The sequence below is a fragment of the Rhizobacter sp. P2_H2 genome (assembly GCF_056403375.1).
On record NZ_JBFUFP010001052.1, the window covers coordinates 1 to 1,845 of the forward strand.

The 1,845-nt window shown below is 66.9% G+C and carries 2 protein-coding genes; one reads left to right on the top strand and one right to left on the bottom strand.

The genetic code is table 11. From position 1 onward, the window contains the following. The first annotated feature begins 133 nt into the window (after nt 1-133). The gene (gene ssb / locus AC1D15_RS29905; RefSeq protein ID WP_047501242.1) at nt 134-661 is read left to right on the top strand and encodes a single-stranded DNA-binding protein; all 528 of its coding nucleotides are present in this window, start codon (nt 134-136) and stop codon (nt 659-661) included. A gap of 27 nt (nt 662-688) precedes the next feature. On the opposite strand, the gene AC1D15_RS29910 is transcribed toward ssb, so the two are convergent. Then, a partial coding sequence (locus tag AC1D15_RS29910) for an OmpA family protein (RefSeq protein WP_477828878.1) occupies nt 689-1,845 on the bottom strand: 1,157 nt, incomplete at its 5' end.

Consider the following 1,845-nt stretch of genomic DNA (forward strand, 5'->3'; position numbering starts at 1 on the left):
ACCCCGGCCCGTGTGAAGTTTCGTTGCCCGGGCGTGACCAGATGCATCGCTGATAATCGGGCATTCCCCTCGCCGTACCCCGATTTCCCCGCTTTCCCCCTTTTCCCCGTTCTACTTTTCAGGAGCCGCTCTCATGGCCTCGATCAACAAAGTCATCCTCATCGGCAACCTGGGCCGTGACCCCGAAGTGCGCTACTCCGCCAACGGCGCCGCGATCTGCAACGTGACCCTCGCCACCTCGCGCAACTGGAAGGACAAGACCTCCGGCGAGAAGATGGAAGAAACCGAATGGCACCGCGTGGTGTTCTACGACCGCCTGGCCGAGATCGCCGGCGAGTACCTGAAGAAGGGCCGCTCGTGCTATGTCGAAGGCCGCCTGAAGACCCGCAAGTGGCAGGACAAGGACGGTGTGGAGAAGTACACCACCGAGATCATTGCCGACAACATGCAGCTGCTGGGCGGCCGTGATGGCGGTGGTGGCGACGAAGGCGGCGGCGGTGGCGGCTACAGCCGCGGCGCCTCGGGCGGCGGCGGCGGCGATCGGCCGGAACGCACCGAGCGGGCCGAGCGCCCCGCGCCGGCCTCGCGCCCGGCAGCCACCAAGCCGGCCGCGAAGTCGTCGACCGGCTTCGACGACATGGACGACGACATCCCGTTCTGACGGGCGGTCATCCAGGCATGGGAATGCTCACCGCGTTCCCGTGACCTCGACCTCGACGCGTCGATCCGCCTGCAGGCAGGCGATCAGCCTGGCCGTCTGCTTGTCGCCCTTGCAGTCGCCCGGTGTCGTGACGGGTGTCGATTCACCCTTGCCCGTTGCCGAGACCTTGGTCGAATCGATGCCTCCGGGGCCCACGAGGTACGCCTTGACCGATTCCGCACGACGCGCCGACAGCTTCTCGTTGTAGGCGCTCGTTCCGAGCCGGTCGGTGTGGCCTTCCACCGTGATCACGTCGTACCGTGTGCCGGCCAGTTCCTTCGAGAACTGGTCGAGGGCCTGGCGGCCTTCAGGCTTCACGTCGGCTCGGTCAAAGGCGAACAGTGAATCTGCAGCGAAACGCACCCGTCGACGCTCCGCAGGCAAGGGAGCGGGCGCAACCGGGGCCGCAGCGATGGCGACCGGCGGCGCGGGCGCTGGCGCCGGTGCCGCTTCGACAGGGGCAGGTGTCGCCAACGCGCGTGGTGCCTCGCGGGGGGCCCGGCCGAACGGAATGACGAGGCTCACCGAGAACAGGTCGACGTCACCGTGGTTGCCGACCGCGTCATTGATGCGGTAGCGCTCGGCTTCGGCACGCACCAGGAACGCCGGGCTGATCTCGTACTGCAAGCCGGCTCCGAACTTGTAGTTCGCGGCGCGCTTGCTGGGGTTCTGGTTCAGGACAGTGACTGCGCCGCCCCCGCTGAAGGTGTCGCGCGCGCTGGCATATTGCGCGCCGATTCGACCGATGGCGGAGAGGCGGCCGGCCAGCGGCAAGGTGCCCACGAGATCCAGGTTCAGCCCCTGCAACTTGATCTGTCCGTTCAAGGTGCCGGCTGGCGTGGTCGTCGACGTGAAGCCGAACTTGCCGAGGTTGAAGTAACCCCCCTCGATCGCGACGTTGCGATTGAGTTGGTAGCCACCGAACACCTTGTAGCCCGTGTCGCGTTCGTCGCGCGTCATCGACGTCATGGCCAACCCCGCATTCGCGAGGCTGGAGCGAATGCGATCCTCGTCGATCCTCGCCCGCGACTGGCCCAGGGAGGCACCGCCATAGAAGTAGCCGCCTTCCTGCGCACGGGCCGGCACGCAGACGAGGGTCATCAGCGAGCCGAGTCCGGCCAGGCCGATCACGTGCAGTGCATGGG

What these genes read in the sequence shown, in the direction of transcription:
- ssb (WP_047501242.1), top strand. Translation starts at nt 134, where the DNA reads ATGGCCTCGATCAACAAAGTCATCCTCATCGGCAACCTGGGCCGTGAC.